At 70.1% G+C, this 15,623-nt stretch carries 8 protein-coding genes and 1 pseudogene; 2 read left to right on the top strand and 7 right to left on the bottom strand.

What is annotated here, in order from left to right; translation table 11 throughout:
* Positions 1-338 precede the first annotated feature (338 nt).
* The 6 genes and pseudogenes from KSNIM_RS00160 to KSNIM_RS00135 form a co-directional block, all read right to left on the bottom strand.
* On the bottom strand, positions 339-1,784 hold the full coding sequence (locus tag KSNIM_RS00160) for a GAF domain-containing sensor histidine kinase (RefSeq protein ID WP_263101138.1): 1,446 nt from the start codon (positions 1,782-1,784) through the stop codon (positions 339-341).
* Positions 1,784-3,289, bottom strand: coding sequence for a glycosyltransferase family 2 protein (locus KSNIM_RS00155; protein WP_263101137.1), 1,506 nt, complete (start codon positions 3,287-3,289; stop codon positions 1,784-1,786). Before KSNIM_RS00155 ends, KSNIM_RS00160 begins: the two co-directional genes overlap by 1 nt.
* Entirely contained in the window at positions 3,286-4,395 is a 1,110-nt protein-coding gene (locus KSNIM_RS00150; RefSeq protein ID WP_263101136.1) for a HEAT repeat domain-containing protein, read from the bottom strand. The genes KSNIM_RS00155 and KSNIM_RS00150 overlap by 4 nt, the downstream gene beginning before the upstream one ends.
* Positions 4,392-4,766, bottom strand: coding sequence for a response regulator transcription factor (locus KSNIM_RS00145; RefSeq protein ID WP_263101135.1), 375 nt, complete (start codon positions 4,764-4,766; stop codon positions 4,392-4,394). Before KSNIM_RS00145 ends, KSNIM_RS00150 begins: the two co-directional genes overlap by 4 nt.
* Before the next feature lie 1,077 nt (positions 4,767-5,843).
* Positions 5,844-6,847: pseudogene (locus KSNIM_RS00140) on the bottom strand (IS5 family transposase).
* Between the two features lie 167 nt (positions 6,848-7,014).
* A complete protein-coding gene (locus KSNIM_RS00135; RefSeq protein WP_263101134.1) occupies positions 7,015-9,315 on the bottom strand; it encodes a putative bifunctional diguanylate cyclase/phosphodiesterase in 2,301 nt (766 codons plus the stop codon).
* A gap of 563 nt (positions 9,316-9,878) precedes the next feature.
* Between KSNIM_RS00135 and KSNIM_RS00130 the strand changes: the two genes are divergently transcribed.
* Positions 9,879-13,043 (top strand): putative bifunctional diguanylate cyclase/phosphodiesterase, encoded by a 3,165-nt coding sequence (locus KSNIM_RS00130; protein ID WP_263101133.1) that lies wholly within the window; start codon positions 9,879-9,881, stop codon positions 13,041-13,043.
* A 7-nt stretch (positions 13,044-13,050) separates the two neighbouring features.
* Here the strand turns inward: KSNIM_RS00130 and KSNIM_RS00125 are convergent, their stop codons facing one another.
* A complete protein-coding gene (locus KSNIM_RS00125; protein WP_263101132.1) occupies positions 13,051-13,887 on the bottom strand; it encodes a helix-turn-helix domain-containing protein in 837 nt (278 codons plus the stop codon).
* Positions 13,888-14,182: 295 nt separating this feature from the next.
* Between KSNIM_RS00125 and KSNIM_RS00120 the strand changes: the two genes are divergently transcribed.
* Complete coding sequence (locus tag KSNIM_RS00120) at positions 14,183-15,601, top strand: amidohydrolase family protein (RefSeq protein WP_263101131.1); 1,419 nt, start codon at positions 14,183-14,185, stop codon at positions 15,599-15,601.
* The last annotated feature ends 22 nt before the right edge of the window (positions 15,602-15,623 follow it).

The raw sequence follows: 15,623 nt of genomic DNA, 5'->3' as shown, positions 1-15,623 counted from the left end.
CGGCACGGAGGTGCGAACGCCGGACCACACGGCGACGCACCGCGACCACAGGCCGCACTTCCCGGCGGTCCCGCCACCTGCCGCAAGCGTCCCGTTGCTCGCGGGCAGGAGCGACTCCAGCCGCGCCCATTTCGCGTCCATCAGATCATTGCCACCATTCATGCCGGGGTTTGTCGGACCTTGGCGCAACACCTGATGCGCGACGTGATCGTCTCTTTCGAGGCGGTTGAGGAAGTCCTGCCGGTTGGGGTATCGCCGGACGTGCTGGACGAGTAGTTGATCGGGCAGTCGGCCGACTGGACCGGTGCTCCCTCGCCACCGGTGTACAAGACGCTTGATCACGACCCCGAGCCGGGCACGTCCGGGAGCAGCGGGAGGTGGGCGGTGACGGTCGTGCCTTCGCCCTCGGTCGATTGGATCTCCAGTCGGCCCTCGTGGTTGGTCACGATGCTCCGCACGATCGCCAGGCCGAGGCCCGTACCGGGAATGGCGCGCTCGGTGGCGTTGGAGGCGCGGAAGAAGCGGTGGAAGAGGTCCTTCTGATCCTTCTCCGGGATACCGATCCCGGTGTCACCCACGGTCAGCACCGCCTCTCCGTTCCGGCAGGAGGTGCTGACCGTGACCAGTCCGCCGGGCGGGGTGAACTTGACGGCGTTGGTGAGCAGGTTCATCAGGACGCGGTCCAGTTGGGGGGCGTCGCCGAGGACGATCAGGTCGTCCTCGGCAGGCACCTGCCGGAGGGTCACCGGGACGGCGGATGCCGCGGGTTGTATCGCCTCGACCGAGGAGTTCACCAGTCGACCCAGGTCGATCGGAAGCCGTTCGGAGGTCAAGGCGCCCGACTCGATCCGCGAGATGGTGAGCAGGTCCTCGATGAGGTTGCGCAGCCGGGCCGCGTTGCTGTGCACCACCTTCAGCATGTGCCGTTGGTCGTCGCTGAGCGGGCCAGAGTCGTTCGCCAGTAGTTCGACGTAGCCGACGATGCTGGTCAGCGGGGTGCGGAGCTCGTGCGAGACGGTGGAGAGGAAGTCGTTCTTGGCCTTGTCCAGGGCTTGGAGCCGGTCCACGAGTTCGGTTTCCTGGCGGTAGGTCCTGGACTGGCGCACCGCACGGCCGAGTCCCGCCGCGATCGATTCGACGGTCTCGACCTCCATCGGCAGCCAGACGTCGCCCGGTCGGCAGCGACAGAGGACCGCCGCGCCCATCGCCTCCGTGCCCGATCCGAAAGGGGTCACCAGGAGGGAGACCACGCCTATCGCGGTCAGCGCGGCGCGGATGTCGGTCGGCGGCCCGACGGTGCCGAAGGAGCCGGGGGCGCCCGGCAGGGCGGCTCCGGAGGCGAGGTACGGCCGGATATCGTCGAGGGACCAGCTCGTGTCCTGCGCGTAGTGCTCTCGGATGGTCTTCGCCGGAGCCGACGGCAGCCGGTGCAGCTCCTCCGGCGGAAGGCTGCCGCGGTTCGTGCTCCAAGCCCGGACGACCGGCACGGCGGGCCCGCTGTCGTCTTCCGCTAGCAGGACCAGTACGTGGTCCGCCCGTAGCGCCTCGCCGAGGCCCCGCACGGCCTCGTCGAGGATCTGGTCGAGGTCGAGGCTGGACCGGATACCTATCCCCATCTGCCGCGCCGCCGCGGCCAGCCGGTCGCGCTCGGCGTCGAGACGCCGCAGCCGGTCGTTCTCGTCGGCGAGCCCGACGGCCCCGATCAGCAGGCCGAAGAACGAGGAGAGCCGCCGGACGACGGACCGGTCGCTCCGGTCGGATCGAGCACGCCGAAAGCCGCTCATCACCGGTCCTCTTCGCTCGGCCTCGCGGCGAAGCCACGGCGCGTCATGACTCCCCAGACCTTCGGAGCGCCGTGGGCGGCGTCCCAGATGCCCCGGACCCGCCACCAGGCCGTGAACTGCCGGTATCCGAAATTCTCGGCCGCTGCACCCAGCACGGCGGAACCGATGTCCCGCCAGCGGCTGTAGCGATGGAAGGCGTATTCCTCGGCGAGCAGTGACAGCAGGCTGACCACCATCGCATAGCCGTAGGCGGCCAGCAGGAAGCGCCACAGGAACTCCAGGTCGACCGCCCCGATCAGCAGGCCCAGCGGTACCAGGACCAGCCCGGCGAGTTCGACGACCGGTGCGCACAGTTCGAAGAGCACGTAGAAGGGCAGAGCCACCGTCCCGACCCGGCCGTACCGGGGATTGCCGATCATGTCCCGGTGCTTGAGCAGGACTTCGGTGAGGCCGCGGTGCCAGCGCCGTCGCTGGCGTCCGAGCACCCGGAGGGTCTCCGGGACTTCGCTCCACGAGATGGGCTCGCCCACGAAGACGACGCGGTAGTCCTGGCCCGTCCCGCGCAGGTAGTGGTGGAGCCGGACGACCAGTTCGGCGTCCTCGCCGAGGCAGTCCGGGTCGAGCCCGCCGACCGCGACCACGACGTCGCGCCGGAACATCCCGAAAGCTCCGGCGATCACCAGCAGGCCGCCGATCCGTGACCAGCCGGTCCGGCCGAGCAGGAAGGCCCGCACGTACTCCACCGTCTGGATCTTGGCCAGTAGCCGGTGAGGCATGCGAACCCGCACGACACGGCCGGCCACGACCGTGCAGCCGTTGGCGATACCGATCACACCTCCGGCGGCGACCACCCGCAGCGGGTCGTTGGAGAAGGGCTTGGAAATCGAGAGCAGCGCCTGCGAGTCGAGGATCGAGTCCGCGTCGACCATGCAGAGAAGCGGATAGCGGGCCAGATTGATGCCGACGTTGAGGGCGTCGGCCTTGCCACCGTTGCGCTTGCGAGCCACGATCAGCGGCACCGGGCCGCCTCTGGACAGGTGGACCGACTCCACTGCGCCGCGCACGGGCACCTCGGTGGAGACGACACGGGGCACCTCAACGAGGTCGAAGGCCCCGCGGAGCCGGTCGAGGGTGGCGTCGGTGGAACCGTCGTCGACCACGATCACCTCGAACGAGGGATGGCGCAGCAGGAGCAGCGACTGCACCGCGTCCACGATCCCGGCCTCCTCGTTGTACGCGGGCACGATGAGCGACACCGGAAGCGTGAAGGGACTGGCGGAGGCGTCGTCGTAGCCGGCGAACGGTATACGGCGCAGATGCCGGACGAAGTCGCCGGCCGCGATGACGACCAGTGTGAGATAGCCGGTGTTGATCGCCAGGAAGTATCCGAGGACCAGGACGTTGCTGACGGCGATCACCTGCAGCAGCACGTCGTGTGCGCCGCTCGCCGTCGACGCGGCCGGGCCGAACGCGGCCGTGCCGGCCACCGCGAGTGGTGGGGTCATGATCCCACCGCCGCGGGCCCGGCGGCAGAGCGTGGGCCTTCCTCACCGATCGCCGCCTCCGCGAGCACGGCCCGGGCATGAGCGACCGCGGGGACGCCGCGGGCCCCGCCGGCGGCTCGGCGCAGTTCGTCGCGCCCGGTCGGCCCGACGTGCAGCAGTGCCCGGGCCGCGGTCGAGGCCACGCGGTGGACGGGGTCGTCGAGCAGTTCCCCCAGGCGTGGGGCCGCACATGATGCCCCCAGACGGCCCAGCGCCCTGGCTGCTACGACGCGCAGCGGTTCCGGTTGGCCCCGCCGCACCGCGTCCAGCAGCGGCTCCAGGCCCGCCGGCGTGCCGAGGGCGCCCAGGGCACGCGCGGCCCGGATCCGCACTTCGATGTGCGGGTCCGCCCTCAGCGCGGCCGCGATCCTGGTAGTCCACACCACGCCTCCGGTGGCTCCAAGAGTCTCGACGGCCACCGCCCGCACCAGCGGCTCGGCATCGTCCAGACCGGTGGCGACCTGGTCGTGTCCGGCGGCCCCGAATGCCGTGAGCGCCTGCAGCACGACCGCGGGCGGGACGGGGTGGGGGCCGTGGAGGCAATTCAGCAGGGCGGGGACGTTCGCAGGATCCCCGATGTGGCCCAGGGTCCGGGCGGCGACCGTTCGGACCTCAGGGTCGGCGTCCACGAGCAGGACGCGCAGCCGTGGGGCGGCCGCCCGGTGCCGCAGCAGCCCCAGTACCTCCGCGGCCCGGCCCTTTCGGACCGACCCGCGCCGCCCCAGGTCCGCCATCGCCCGCGTGGCAACTCCCCGCTGCTCGAACAGGCCCACCAGCGAGGTCCTGGCGTGTCCGCTCACCTTCGCGAGGATGGTCCGCGCCGTGGGTTCGACGGCCGCCCAGCTTCGGTCGTCGAGTGCGGACAGCGCCTGGAGGCTTCCCGCAGCCTCGTCCCCCTCCGCACAGAGGAGTTCGAGCAGCAGGACCCGGAGCGGCTCGACCGTCCGCTGCCTGTGGCGCTCCCGCGCCCGCCGGACGGCCCGCACGCAGACGATGAGGACGAGTAGCACCACAGCCGACCCGACCAGCACCTGCAGGCTGCCGTTGATGACCTCCCGGCCGGTCATCGGGCCGCCCTGGCCAGAACCGCCTGCACCCGGCTGCTCAGTTCACGCGGGCTGAACGGTTTGACGATGTAGTCGTCGGCACCGGCCGCGAAGCCGGTCTCGACGTCGAACTCCTGTGATCGGGCGGTGAGCAGGATCACCGGCAACCTCTCCGTCTTCGGCGCGGCCCGCAGTTCCCGGCAGACGTCCAGACCTGACATCCCGGGCATCCTGATGTCGAGGAGGGCGAGATCCACGGTGCGCTCACGGACGGCCTTGAGTGCGGTCAGACCGTCGTCGACCACGATGACCTGATGGCCGGACTGCGTGAGCTTGTAGGCCACGAGGTCACGGATGTCGGCGTCGTCGTCGGCCACAAGAATGGATGCCATCGTCCCTCCTCGGGGCGAGCCGGCGGGAGTGAGTGAGCCGTGGATGGTATGAGCGGCCGACGTTGTGGCTGGCGCTCCGAGCGGGGTGCCGGCTCGCGGACGGGCGCGGCTCAGGAGTCGTTCCCGCTCTTCCGGCAGCAGGGGCGGGCAGTCCCAGCTCCATGCTAGGAGTGGCCGGTGGGGCGTGCGACACGGCGGACGGGAGAGGGCTGACGCGGAGTGGCGGCCGGGCCGCAGGTCCGTTGACGTTCCGTCACCCTTCACCGGCCGTCTCCCGCCACGCTCCGTTGTACCGTCCGGGACAAGGTTGTGGTGACGAGGCGGGGCGGGAGCTGGGTGGGGGAGCGGGCGCCGTCACCCTCGCGCACGGTGGGCAGCCACGGCGCGTCGGGGTTTCCGTCAACGGCCGCGCGGTCCGCACGGCCGGCGTACGACGGGTGGGGCCGTCGGTGTCGGCGTCGAGTGGCGGGAAGAAGCTGAACAGAAATCGAACCTCAGCCTGGGCAGGCGGCAGCGTCCGGGCCGCGGAGCGGAACGGAATCGTTGGCGGTGGGGGCTGGGGGGTCAGACACCCCATGTCATTGACCCCTTTCAACCTGCGCTCGAAAGGACGTTGACGGCTGCCGGGACCAGCGAGATTGCGGTCGGTGACACCGACTGCAGCCTCGGCTCCGTCACCCGATCGGTGGGCGATCTGAAAGGGCTCATTCAGAGGCAAATCCCGGTGGATTGGAGGTGTAGGTGGTGTGAGCGGTGGTCGCTCGCTGTGGAGGGCTGGGGGCGTCCGCCACCACGTCACCGGGCAGGCGGCGCTTTCCCCCTCCCAACTCGCCCGAGCCATTACCCGCAGCCTGCGTGAGATCACCGAACGACTCATGCCTGCACGGCGGTTGCGCTACAACCCCCGCGTGATCAAATGCAAGATGTCCAACTGGGCACTCAAACGCACCGGACACCACAACCCGCCCCGGCCCCACACCCACCGTGCACCTGGCCGCCCCGACCAAGCCCCACTCCAAACGCGACAAAGCAACCTAAATCACCGGTACTGCCACTAGGGAGCGTATTTGGTCGTGATCAAGGGGTGGTCTTGGTGAGGCTCTTGATCCAGATCATCGATGCACGGAGGTGGAGGCCGGCGAGGTAGCTCTCGGGTGTCTTGTCGAACCGGGTGGCGATGCCCCGCCAGGCCTTCAGCCTGTTGATCAGGCGCTCGACGGTGTTCCGCTCCTTGTAGAGCTCGGCGTCGTGGGCAACGGGCCGGCCGCCCCTGCTGCCCTTCTTCTTTCGATGGGCGGCCTGGTCCCGCTTCTCCGGGATGACGGCCTTGATGTGCCGTTCGCGCAGGTGAACACGGTTGCCGCGGGACGAGTACGCCTTGTCGCCGGCGACCGCGTCGGGCCGGGTACGGGGGCGGCCGACGGGCCCGCGAACCCGGACCTTCGCCAGCACGGGGATGAACTGCGGACTGTCGGCGGCCTGCCCCTCGCTCAGGACGAATGCCAGCGGGCGACACTTGCGCTCGCCGGCGATGTGGACTTTGCTGGTCTGCCCGCCTCTGGACCGTCCGAGCAGGGCTGCCTTCAGGCGGATCTTGCGTCTGCGTCGGACACGTCGCCGCTCGTCCCGTCCCGGGTCGTCTGCGGTGTCCTGCCCGTCTTGTTCCTTCGGGCCGCCCCCTTTTGCCGGGCCTTCTCCGCCTCCTCGGCCGCCTTCTCCAGGTCGGCGAGCGTGTCGGGGTCGAGGTGCATCCCGGCGGCGTCGTGGTGGGCCCGGACGGTGGTGGAATCCACGCTGACCAGCGACAAGTCCACCTCGCCCCGCTTGGCGGCCTCCGCGATCGCGCCCTCCAGCAGGGCCTCGAAGACCCCGGCGTCCCTCCACTGCCGGAAGCGGTTGTGGACCGTCGACCAGGCCCCGAACTCGCTCGGCATCTCCCGCCACTGGCCGCCCGTCCGAAACCGCCAGATCACGCCCTCGAACTGCCGGCGCAGCCGCTCGGGGTACGGGCCGTACTCACCGATCGGCAGGTACGGCCCGATGAACTCCCATTCGGCGTCAGTCAGTTGCACTCGCGTCACACAGCATGATCTATCGGATCGGGCGCGACCACGAGGGCGAAACCCGCATATTGATCACAACCCGATACGGGCCCTAGCTGGGCTAGGTCGCAGTCGGCTGGCCGGTCACGCGCCAAACGGCGCCGCCGGACAGGCCGACGATTCAATCCAAGGACAACCGAAGCGTGTCAGGCGTTCGGCCAGGGCAGGCCCTTCGACCGTGCCAGGAGGCGCCTCTCCATCAGGCGTCCCGTCATGGGCTGGCCGAAGCAGAGGCCCTGGGCCTGAGGGCAGCCGAGGGTGCGGAGGCGGTCGGCCTGCTCACGGGTGTCGACACCTTCCGCCACGATGTCCAGGCCCAGGCCGCGGCCGAGGTCGACGATGGCCTGTAGCAGAAGGTCGACCCGGGCTGTTCCGGTACTCCGCACGACGCTGGCGTCGATCTTGAAGACGTCGACTGGGACGTCGTGCAAACGGGTGAGGACGGCTCCGGACCCGAAGCCGCCGACGGAGAGGCGGACACCCCGTCCGCGGACCGTCGCCAGCTGGGCCGCGGCGGCCTCCCCGTTGCCGCTGAACGTGCCCTCTCTGATCCCGAGAACCAGCGAGCCTGCATCCAGCCCGCTCTCCCGGAGAGCGTCGGCCACCGAGTCGGCGAACCCCGGGTCCCGTAGCTGGCGATCCGAGACGTTGACCAGGATGTAGATCTCCCGATGCGAGGGGAGCACCTCGTGCCAGCGGCGGGCCTGAAGGCACGCCTGCCGCATCAGCCAGGCGCCGATGGGAATGATCGCGCCCGTCTCCTCAGCGACCGGGACGAACTCGTCGGGTGGGACGGGCCCGCCGTGGGGCCGTGCCCAGCGCAGGAGGGCCTCCACCGCGGCCACGTCGCCCGTGGCCAGCTCGACCACGGGCTGGTAGTACACCAGCAGTTCGTCACGGCTGAGCGCGCTCCCCAGGGGATCCGCCATCCGGGCGTGGAGTCGGGAGGTGTGCCGCATGTGCGGCTCGAAGAGCACCATGCAGTTCTTCCCCTCCGCCTTGGCCCTATAGAGCGCGACGTCGGCGTCCCGCAGCGCGTCGGTCGCCCCGGTCGGCTCCCGGATCAGCCGGGCGCCCACACTCGCGGTCACCTCGATCGAGCGGTGGTCACCGACGACGAACGGGTCCCTGAACTGTCCGAGGATCCGCTCGACGTACTCGCCCAGGTCGTCCTCGCCGAGCTCTTCCACCACCACCGCGAACTCGTCACCGCCCAGCCGGGCGACCAGATCGCCGCCGCGCACGCCGCCCAGCAGCCGGTGAGCGGCGGCGATCAGCAGCTTGTCACCGGTCGGGTGGCCGAGGGTGTCGTTGACGTCCTTGAAACCGTCGAGGTCCAGCAGTAAGAGCAGCCCGGCGGAGGGCGGGACCGGGTGCCGCCGGACCACTGTCTCCAGCCTCTCCTCGAACAGCAGCCGGTTGGCCAGGCTGGTCAACGGATCATGGAAGGCCTGGTGGCTGAGCCGTTGCTGGAGCATCGACTGCTCGCGCAGCGACTCCTCCAGGGCCCGAGCCCGCCCACGCGCCTCGGCCGCTCTGGCCTGGGCGTAGTGGGCCAGCAGGCTGACGCGCAGCACCAGCAGTACGGCGAGTGCCGCCATAATGCCCACCAGGACCGCGATGTGCGTGGCGTCGTCTCTGACCCCCCTGACGTTGCACACCACGATCGCCGGCCCCACCAGGGTGAGCCCGAGCATGGCTGCCAGCCTGGGACGGGAGAGGACCAGCGTTCCGCACTCCTGGGGTGGCACCTTCCGGGCCACCGACGGGTGCAGAGCCGCCGCCCCCAGACAGGCATAGGAGACCATCCAGCCCACCTCGGAGACGCTTTCCCCGATCGCGCTCCCGGTGGTCGCCACCGTCCCGTAGTACAGGGCATCGGCACCAAGGGTCGTTACCAGCCAGCCGACCAGCAGCAGGAAGGAGGGACCGCGGGGGCCCGCCGTCAGCACCAGACGGGCCGCCAGGCACAGCAGGACCAAGTCGGTTACCGGATAGGCCACCGTCACCGCGAGTGACAATGGAGGGAGCCGGCTGCGGGTGTAGGGGCCGAGGATGAAGACCCAGGACAACGTGGCGAATCCCAGCGTGACGATTCCCGCGTCCAGCAGGCCGGCCCAGCCCGCCCGGCCGGCCGGGCGGGCGGTGAGCATCAACAGACCAGTGGCGAACAGGAGATAGGCGACGAGGTACAGGCTGTCGACCGGCCCCGGAAACGGCACCTCCTCCCCGCGCACCTGGTACGCCCCCCAGACCGCATCTGCGGCGGCGTAAGGGACCGTGCCCGCGGCTAGCACGTACCAGGCGGCGGCCGGGGCCGGCCCGTGCATGCGCACACCCGCCACGATCGCGGGGCACGTCGCCGCCGACAGGATCACGGGCAGGACGAAGCGGACGGAGGAGGGGGTGAGCGCGAACGCCACGATCATCGCGGTGCCGGCCACCACGAACGCCCACCATGCGTCGTCGCGGCGGCTCCACCGGCCGCGAAGCCAGCCCATACGCCCTCCTCACCACCAGGCCGGTGCTCGGAACAGGCGGACCCGCGGGGGCCACCGGCTCGGAGGCGCCGGACCGGATACCTCCAGCCAAGGGCCAACACCCCGAGACCGCAAACCAGGGTTCCCGTCCGACCGCCGGTCAACCGGGCTGAGCGGGAATCACGATCAGTCACCGTGGCCTCGGCCCGGTCGCTCCGGGAGGAACTGAGCACCGGTCAGTCTGCATCACGCGGGGTCGCGGCGACGGGGCCGGTGCGGACTCTCGACCGGGCCGGGCCCCGAAGGGCGGGCGCCTGGTCGGAGGCGACATGTCAGCGCGTCACGACGTCGCGCAGGCGCCGGCAGCTACCGTCCGTATGCGTGCGAATTCCGTGAAGTGGGTATACTGAGAACGGGTTTGTGCCGAAAAATTCCCCAGTCGGGACTTCCTCGCGCGGCGCGTCGGAGGTGGCAGGGTTTTGAATACCCAACGGCGCTGGATCCCCTTGATGAGTGGGTTCGGTGTATCGGTGGCCTTGCTCACGGCCCTTTACTACGCATTCCCGGACCAGCGGCTGATCTTCGTCGGAATCGGACTGGCCGGTGTCATCGGCATGCTGGTAGGTGTCTTCGTCAACCGTCCCTCCCATCAGTTGCCCTGGCTGGTGCTCGCCGCGGCGAACCTCAGCTTCGCAGCGGGCGAAGCGACCCAGATCGTCCTGATCCAGTTCCTGCATGAGGAGAACCCATTCCCGTCACTCGCGGACGCCTTCTACCTCACGACCTACGGGCTGTACGCGGTAGGGCTGCTGGGCTTCGTCCGCTGGCGTTCGGCCGGGCGCGACCGGGCCAGTCTCGTCGACGCACTGATCCTGACGGCCGGCCTGGCCCTGTTGTCCTGGGTCTACCTGATCGTCCCCTACACCCACGTCGCCGGTCTCACCTGGCTCCAAAAGGCGATCTCCGTCGCTTACCCGCTCGGGGACATCCTCGTGCTGGCAGTCCTGCTCCGTCTGCTCGCCCCCCGCGGCGGCAAGAGCCCGTCCCTGGTGCTGCTCGCGGTGGGCACGGTCGGTCTGCTTACCTCCGACATCCTGTACGCCCTCATCCAACTGCACGGAAGCTGGCACACGGGTTCGGCGGTGGAACTGGGCTGGGCGTTGTTCTACGGCGCCTGGGGCGCCGCCGCCATCCACCCTTCCATGGTCACGCTGACCCAGCCCGTCAGGTGGCGCGCCGACACCGCGCGCGGCCGCCTGGGCCTGCTCACGCTCGCCTCGCTGATCGCACCGGCCATGCTCCTGCTGCAGGCCGCACGCGGAGTGACTACGAACGTCGGCGTGATCGGAGCCTTCTCGACCGTTCTGTTCGCACTGGTGCTCTACCGGCTGGCTGGCGTCGCGGCGACCCACCGGCAGGCCGTGGGCCGGGAACGGGTGCTGCGCATCGCCGTTGCCGCGCTGGGGTCCGCGACCGACATCCGGGATACGGCCGCCGCGGTCCGCACCGCCGTCGCCTCGCTGCTGCCGGACGACCAGAGCCACAGTGCACTGCTCGCCATCAGGGACACCGCCGTCCTGTGGCTGATCCGCACCGACGATGGGGAGCGCCGCGAGTCGTCCCCGGAGACTGCCCGGGCCGTGCAGGACCTTACACGGGCCGGCCGGGCCCGTCTGGTGAGCCGCGCTGGCCTGCAGGAGGACCTCGCTGCGGAACTCGGTACGGCACCCAGCGCCCTGGTCTGCCCGCTGGCTCTGCCGGACCGCCCGGAGGACCAGACCGCGCCACACGGCTCCGCGGACCCCGGCACCGGGGCGCTGATCGTGGCCGGGGACGAGCAGCACCTCGTCGTCCTGCAAGACGCGCTGGTCACGCTGACGGGTCAGGCCGCCCTCGCGATCGAACGGATTGCCCTCAGCGAAGAGGTCGACCGGCGCAAGAGCGAAGCCTACTTCCGGACCCTGGTGCAGAACGCCTCCGACGTCATCCTGATCCTCGACGACGACGACAGGATCCGGTATGCCAGCCCGTCAGCCGACCAAGTCCTCGGCCATCCCTCGCTGGAAGGAGTGCACCTGACAGACCTAATTGCCCCACAGGATACCGGCTCGGTGGTCCACACCCTTGCACAGATGCGGATCCGCGACTGCCAGGGCAGGCGCGACCACTGGCGGATGACACGCGTCGACCACGCAGTCATCGAGGTGGAGGTCAGATGCAGTGACCTGCGGACCGAGGCGACGGTCGGCGGCCTGGTGCTCACCCTCCGGGATGTCACCGAGCAGCGCATGCTCGAACGCGAACTCACCCACCAGGCTTTCCACGACTCGCTCACCGGCCTCGCGAACCGCGTGCTGTTCCAGGACCGGGTCTCCCACGCGCTGACCCAGAGCCAGCGCGAAGGCACCGTGGTCGGCGTGCTCTTCGTCGACATCGACGACTTCAAGGTCGTGAACGACATTCAGGGTCACAGCGTGGGCGACGAGTTACTGGTCGCCGTCGCGCTGCGGCTGTCGTCGACGGTCCGGGCGTCCGACACCGCGGCCCGCATCGGCGGTGACGAGTTCGCTCTGTTGGTGCAGGACTCGGTGACGCGCGGGGACGTCGAGACCTTCGCCGACCACGTGATCAGCGTGTTCGCGGAACCGTTCCGCCTCAGCGTCGGGCCGGTGAGCGTCTACGCGAGCGTAGGCATCGCCACCACCGAGGACAGCATCGACTCGGTCGAACTCCTGACCCACGCCGACCTGGCCCTGTACGCCGCGAAGACGGCCGGCAAGCGCCAGTGGCGCGGGTACCAGCCGGCCTTCCAGAGCGGTATGGCCGAGCGGCACCAGCTCCAGGAGAGCCTCGACAGTTCGCCGGTCGAAACGTCGTTTGTGGTCCTCTACCAGCCCATCGTAGAACTTCCTACCGGGCGGATCGCCGGGTTCGAGGCGCTGGTCCGCTGGCCGCACTCGTCGCGAGGCATGGTGTTCCCGGAACAGTTCATCACCCTGGCGGAGGAGAGCGGCCAGATCGTCCCCCTGGGTGCCTGGGTGCTCGGACAGGCGGCGGCCGAGGAGGTCCGCTGGCGGCAGCTGCCGGGGCCCTGGGGCCCCGACGCACGGTCCAGCGCGCCATACGTGAGTGTCAACGTCTCACCGCGGCAGTTCCGGGACGACGGCTTCCTCGACGCGGTGCACCACACGCTAGAGCTGTCCGGCATCGAGCCGTCCAGCCTGATCCTCGAATTGACCGAGACCGTCCTGATGAGGCACGACGACCGCATCCGGACCGTGATGCACGATCTGACCGACCTCGGTATCCGCATCGCGATCGACGACTTCGGAACCGGCTACTCCTCGTTGAGCTACCTGCGCGAGTTCCCGATCTCGATACTCAAGATCGACAAGTCGTTCATCGACAAGCTCGGGCGTTCCCCGCAGCAGTACGCCCTGGTGGAGGGAATCACCCACCTGGCGGACACCCTTGGAGTCAAGGTGATCGCCGAAGGCGTGGAGAACACGACCCAGCAGGAGCTGCTGATCTCCATGGGCTGCCCGCTCGGCCAGGGCTTCCTGTTCTCCCGGCCGGTCCCGTCCGACCGGGCGGAGGCCCTGATCCTGGCCTCGGCCCTCGAGCCGGCCCCGGCCCGTCGACTCGAGATCCGATCCAGATCCGCAGACAGCGGCGGAGGCCGGTGGCTCGGGTGATTCTCGCTCATCCCGCAGGCCCGGTCGGTGCCTGCAATAGTGCCAGGCGTTCGGCGGACGGGCTGCCGGGCACGGCCTGATACACCACCAGCTGTTGGTCGGGGTCGCTGTTGAGGGTGAGTGTCTCGTATGCCAGCTCGAGGTCGCCGGCCTCGGGGTGGTGCAGCGACTTGGTGCCAGCGGACTTGCTGTGGACGTCGTGCCGTGCCCACAGGACACGGAAGTCGTGACTGTGGAGGGAGAGTTCACCGACGAGAACGGCCAGCCGGAGGTCGTGGCGGTCTCTGCCGGCGGCGCTGCGCAGGGACGAGACAGCGGCTCGGGCGGCCGCTTCCCAGTCCTGGTGGAAGGACCGGGCGGCCTTGTCGAGGAAGGTCATTCGCACCAGGTTGTCCACCTGTGCGAACCCGCGGTAGAGGGCGGCGGCGTGCGGGTTGAGCGCCAGGACGTCCAGTGTCCGGCCGACGACTAGGGCGGGTGTGGGCAGGGCCGCCACGAGTTGCCGCAGCGCGGGCATGGCCTCTTCGCGGGCGCGCCGTCGCTGGGGGGCAGGTGGTGCGGCGAGGCTGGCCAAGTGCTCGGCGGCGTCCCCGTCCAGGCCGAGCGCGCGTGCGACTGCCTGCAGCAACTGCGGTGAGGGGTTACGCTCCCGGCCCTGTTCGAGGCGGGTGTAGTAGTCGGTGCTGACCCCGGCGAGCCGGGCGACCTCCTCCCGGCGCAGGCCCGGCACCCGCCGGTGGCCGACCGCGCTCACCCCCGCCCGGTCCGGGGCAAGTTGGGCTCGGCGGGCCCGCAGATACTCTCCGAGCGCATTGTCGCGCCGCGGGGACAGGTCGGTGTGCATGGCCGAAGGCTACGGGCCCCACCCCGACCGGCAGAAGCCGTGAGAGGGGGTGCACCACACCCAGGCAACCCCGCACCCACGGTGGGGCGCACCCCCGGTGAACCCCGGCCTGGAAGCCCGGCTCGCAGCCTGCCACGTTGGAGCACGGGGCACTGCGCCGGCCACCCCGGGAGCCGGCCGCACCCCGCCAGCCGGCGGGCTCGGCCGGGAGCCGATCCGAACCCTGCCCAGCCCGCCGAGCCGGCACCGGCCGCCGCATGCCCCACCACTTGGCCCGCCTTCGAAACGGACTTCTGTGCACCCTGTTCACCGCCCGACCGACACCTCCCGCCCGGCCCTCCTCGACCGCCTGCGGCAAACCGCCGACAACCCGGCACGCCGCATCCTGTTCACCGGCGCCACGATCCTCACCATGGACCCGGCCCTGGGCACCCTCGACCGCGGCGACCTGCTCGTCACCGGCAGCACCATCACCGCCGTCGCACCCGACCTGCAGTCCACCGGCGCCACCGACGACGCCATCGTGGTCGACGCCGCCGGCACCCTCCTCCTCCCCGGCTTCATCGACACCCACCGCCACGCCTGGCAGGCCCAACTACGCCGCACCATCCCCGACGTTGACGACCTCGCCGGCTACCTGACCACCACCCTCGCCCGCTGCGCTCCGGCCTACCTGCCCGAGGACATGTACACAGGTACCCGACTGGCCGCACTCAGCGCTGTGGACGCAGGTATCACCACGATGCTGGACTTCTCCCATAACTCCCGAAGCGCAGAACACTCCGACGCCGCCGTCCAAGCCCTCCTCGACACCGGCATCCGCGGCATCCACGCCGCGATGGCACCGCACTTCGGCGCCTGGGACCGGCAGTGGCCGGCCGACCTCGCCAGGCTGCGCGACTGCTTCGCCCATCCGCTGCTCACCTTCCGCCTCGCCGCCCTCGCCACCGACGAGATCGCCGGCCCCGGACTCGCCCACGGACCGGCCCTTGCCCGCACCGCCCGCGAACTCGGCATCGGTGTGAGCGTGGACGCGGTATTCGGTGCCCCGTCCTCGCGGGCGATCCTCGATTGGGCGCGGGCGGGTCTGCTCGACGAACAGGTGCAGCTGATCCACGCCACCGGCCTGAGCCAGGACACCTGGCGGACGATCGCGGCGACCGGAGCCACGGTCTCGCTAGCGCCCACCTCCGAGCCGCAGATCGGCCTGGACAGCGCCGTACCCGCCATCGACGAGGCACTCGCCGTCGGGGTGCGCCCCGGCCTGAGCATCGACGTCGAAGTCGCCCTGGCCGGCGACATGTTCACCCAGATGCGGACCCTGTTGGCGATCCAGCGGATGCGGGCCGTGAACGCCACCCACACATCGGGCGCCCCGGGCCCGGTGCCCGCCCGCATCCGCACCGGCGACGTCCTGGACTTCGCCACCCTGCAAGGCGCACACACCTGCGGCCTCGGGGAAACCACCGGCTCACTGACACCCGGCAAGCAGGCAGACCTGCTCCTCCTCACCGTCGACGAGATCAACAACCTGCCGCTGAACGACCCCACCGGGACCGCGGTCCTCGGCTGCGACACCCGCAACATCGACACCGTGCTGATCGCCGGACAGGTCCGCAAATGGGCCGGCCGCCTCCTGGATATCGACCTGCCCGCGCTGCGCGCCGACGCGGCAGCCTCGCGGGACCGCATCCTTCGCACGGCCACCGGTTGACGACGCCACCACGGTCGAGAAT

The organism is Kitasatospora sp. DSM 101779, from assembly GCF_025655475.1.
Classification (GTDB): domain Bacteria; phylum Actinomycetota; class Actinomycetes; order Streptomycetales; family Streptomycetaceae; genus Kitasatospora.
The sequence above is the reverse complement of the archived record's forward strand: the minus strand, read 5'-3'. Positions and strand labels throughout refer to the sequence as shown.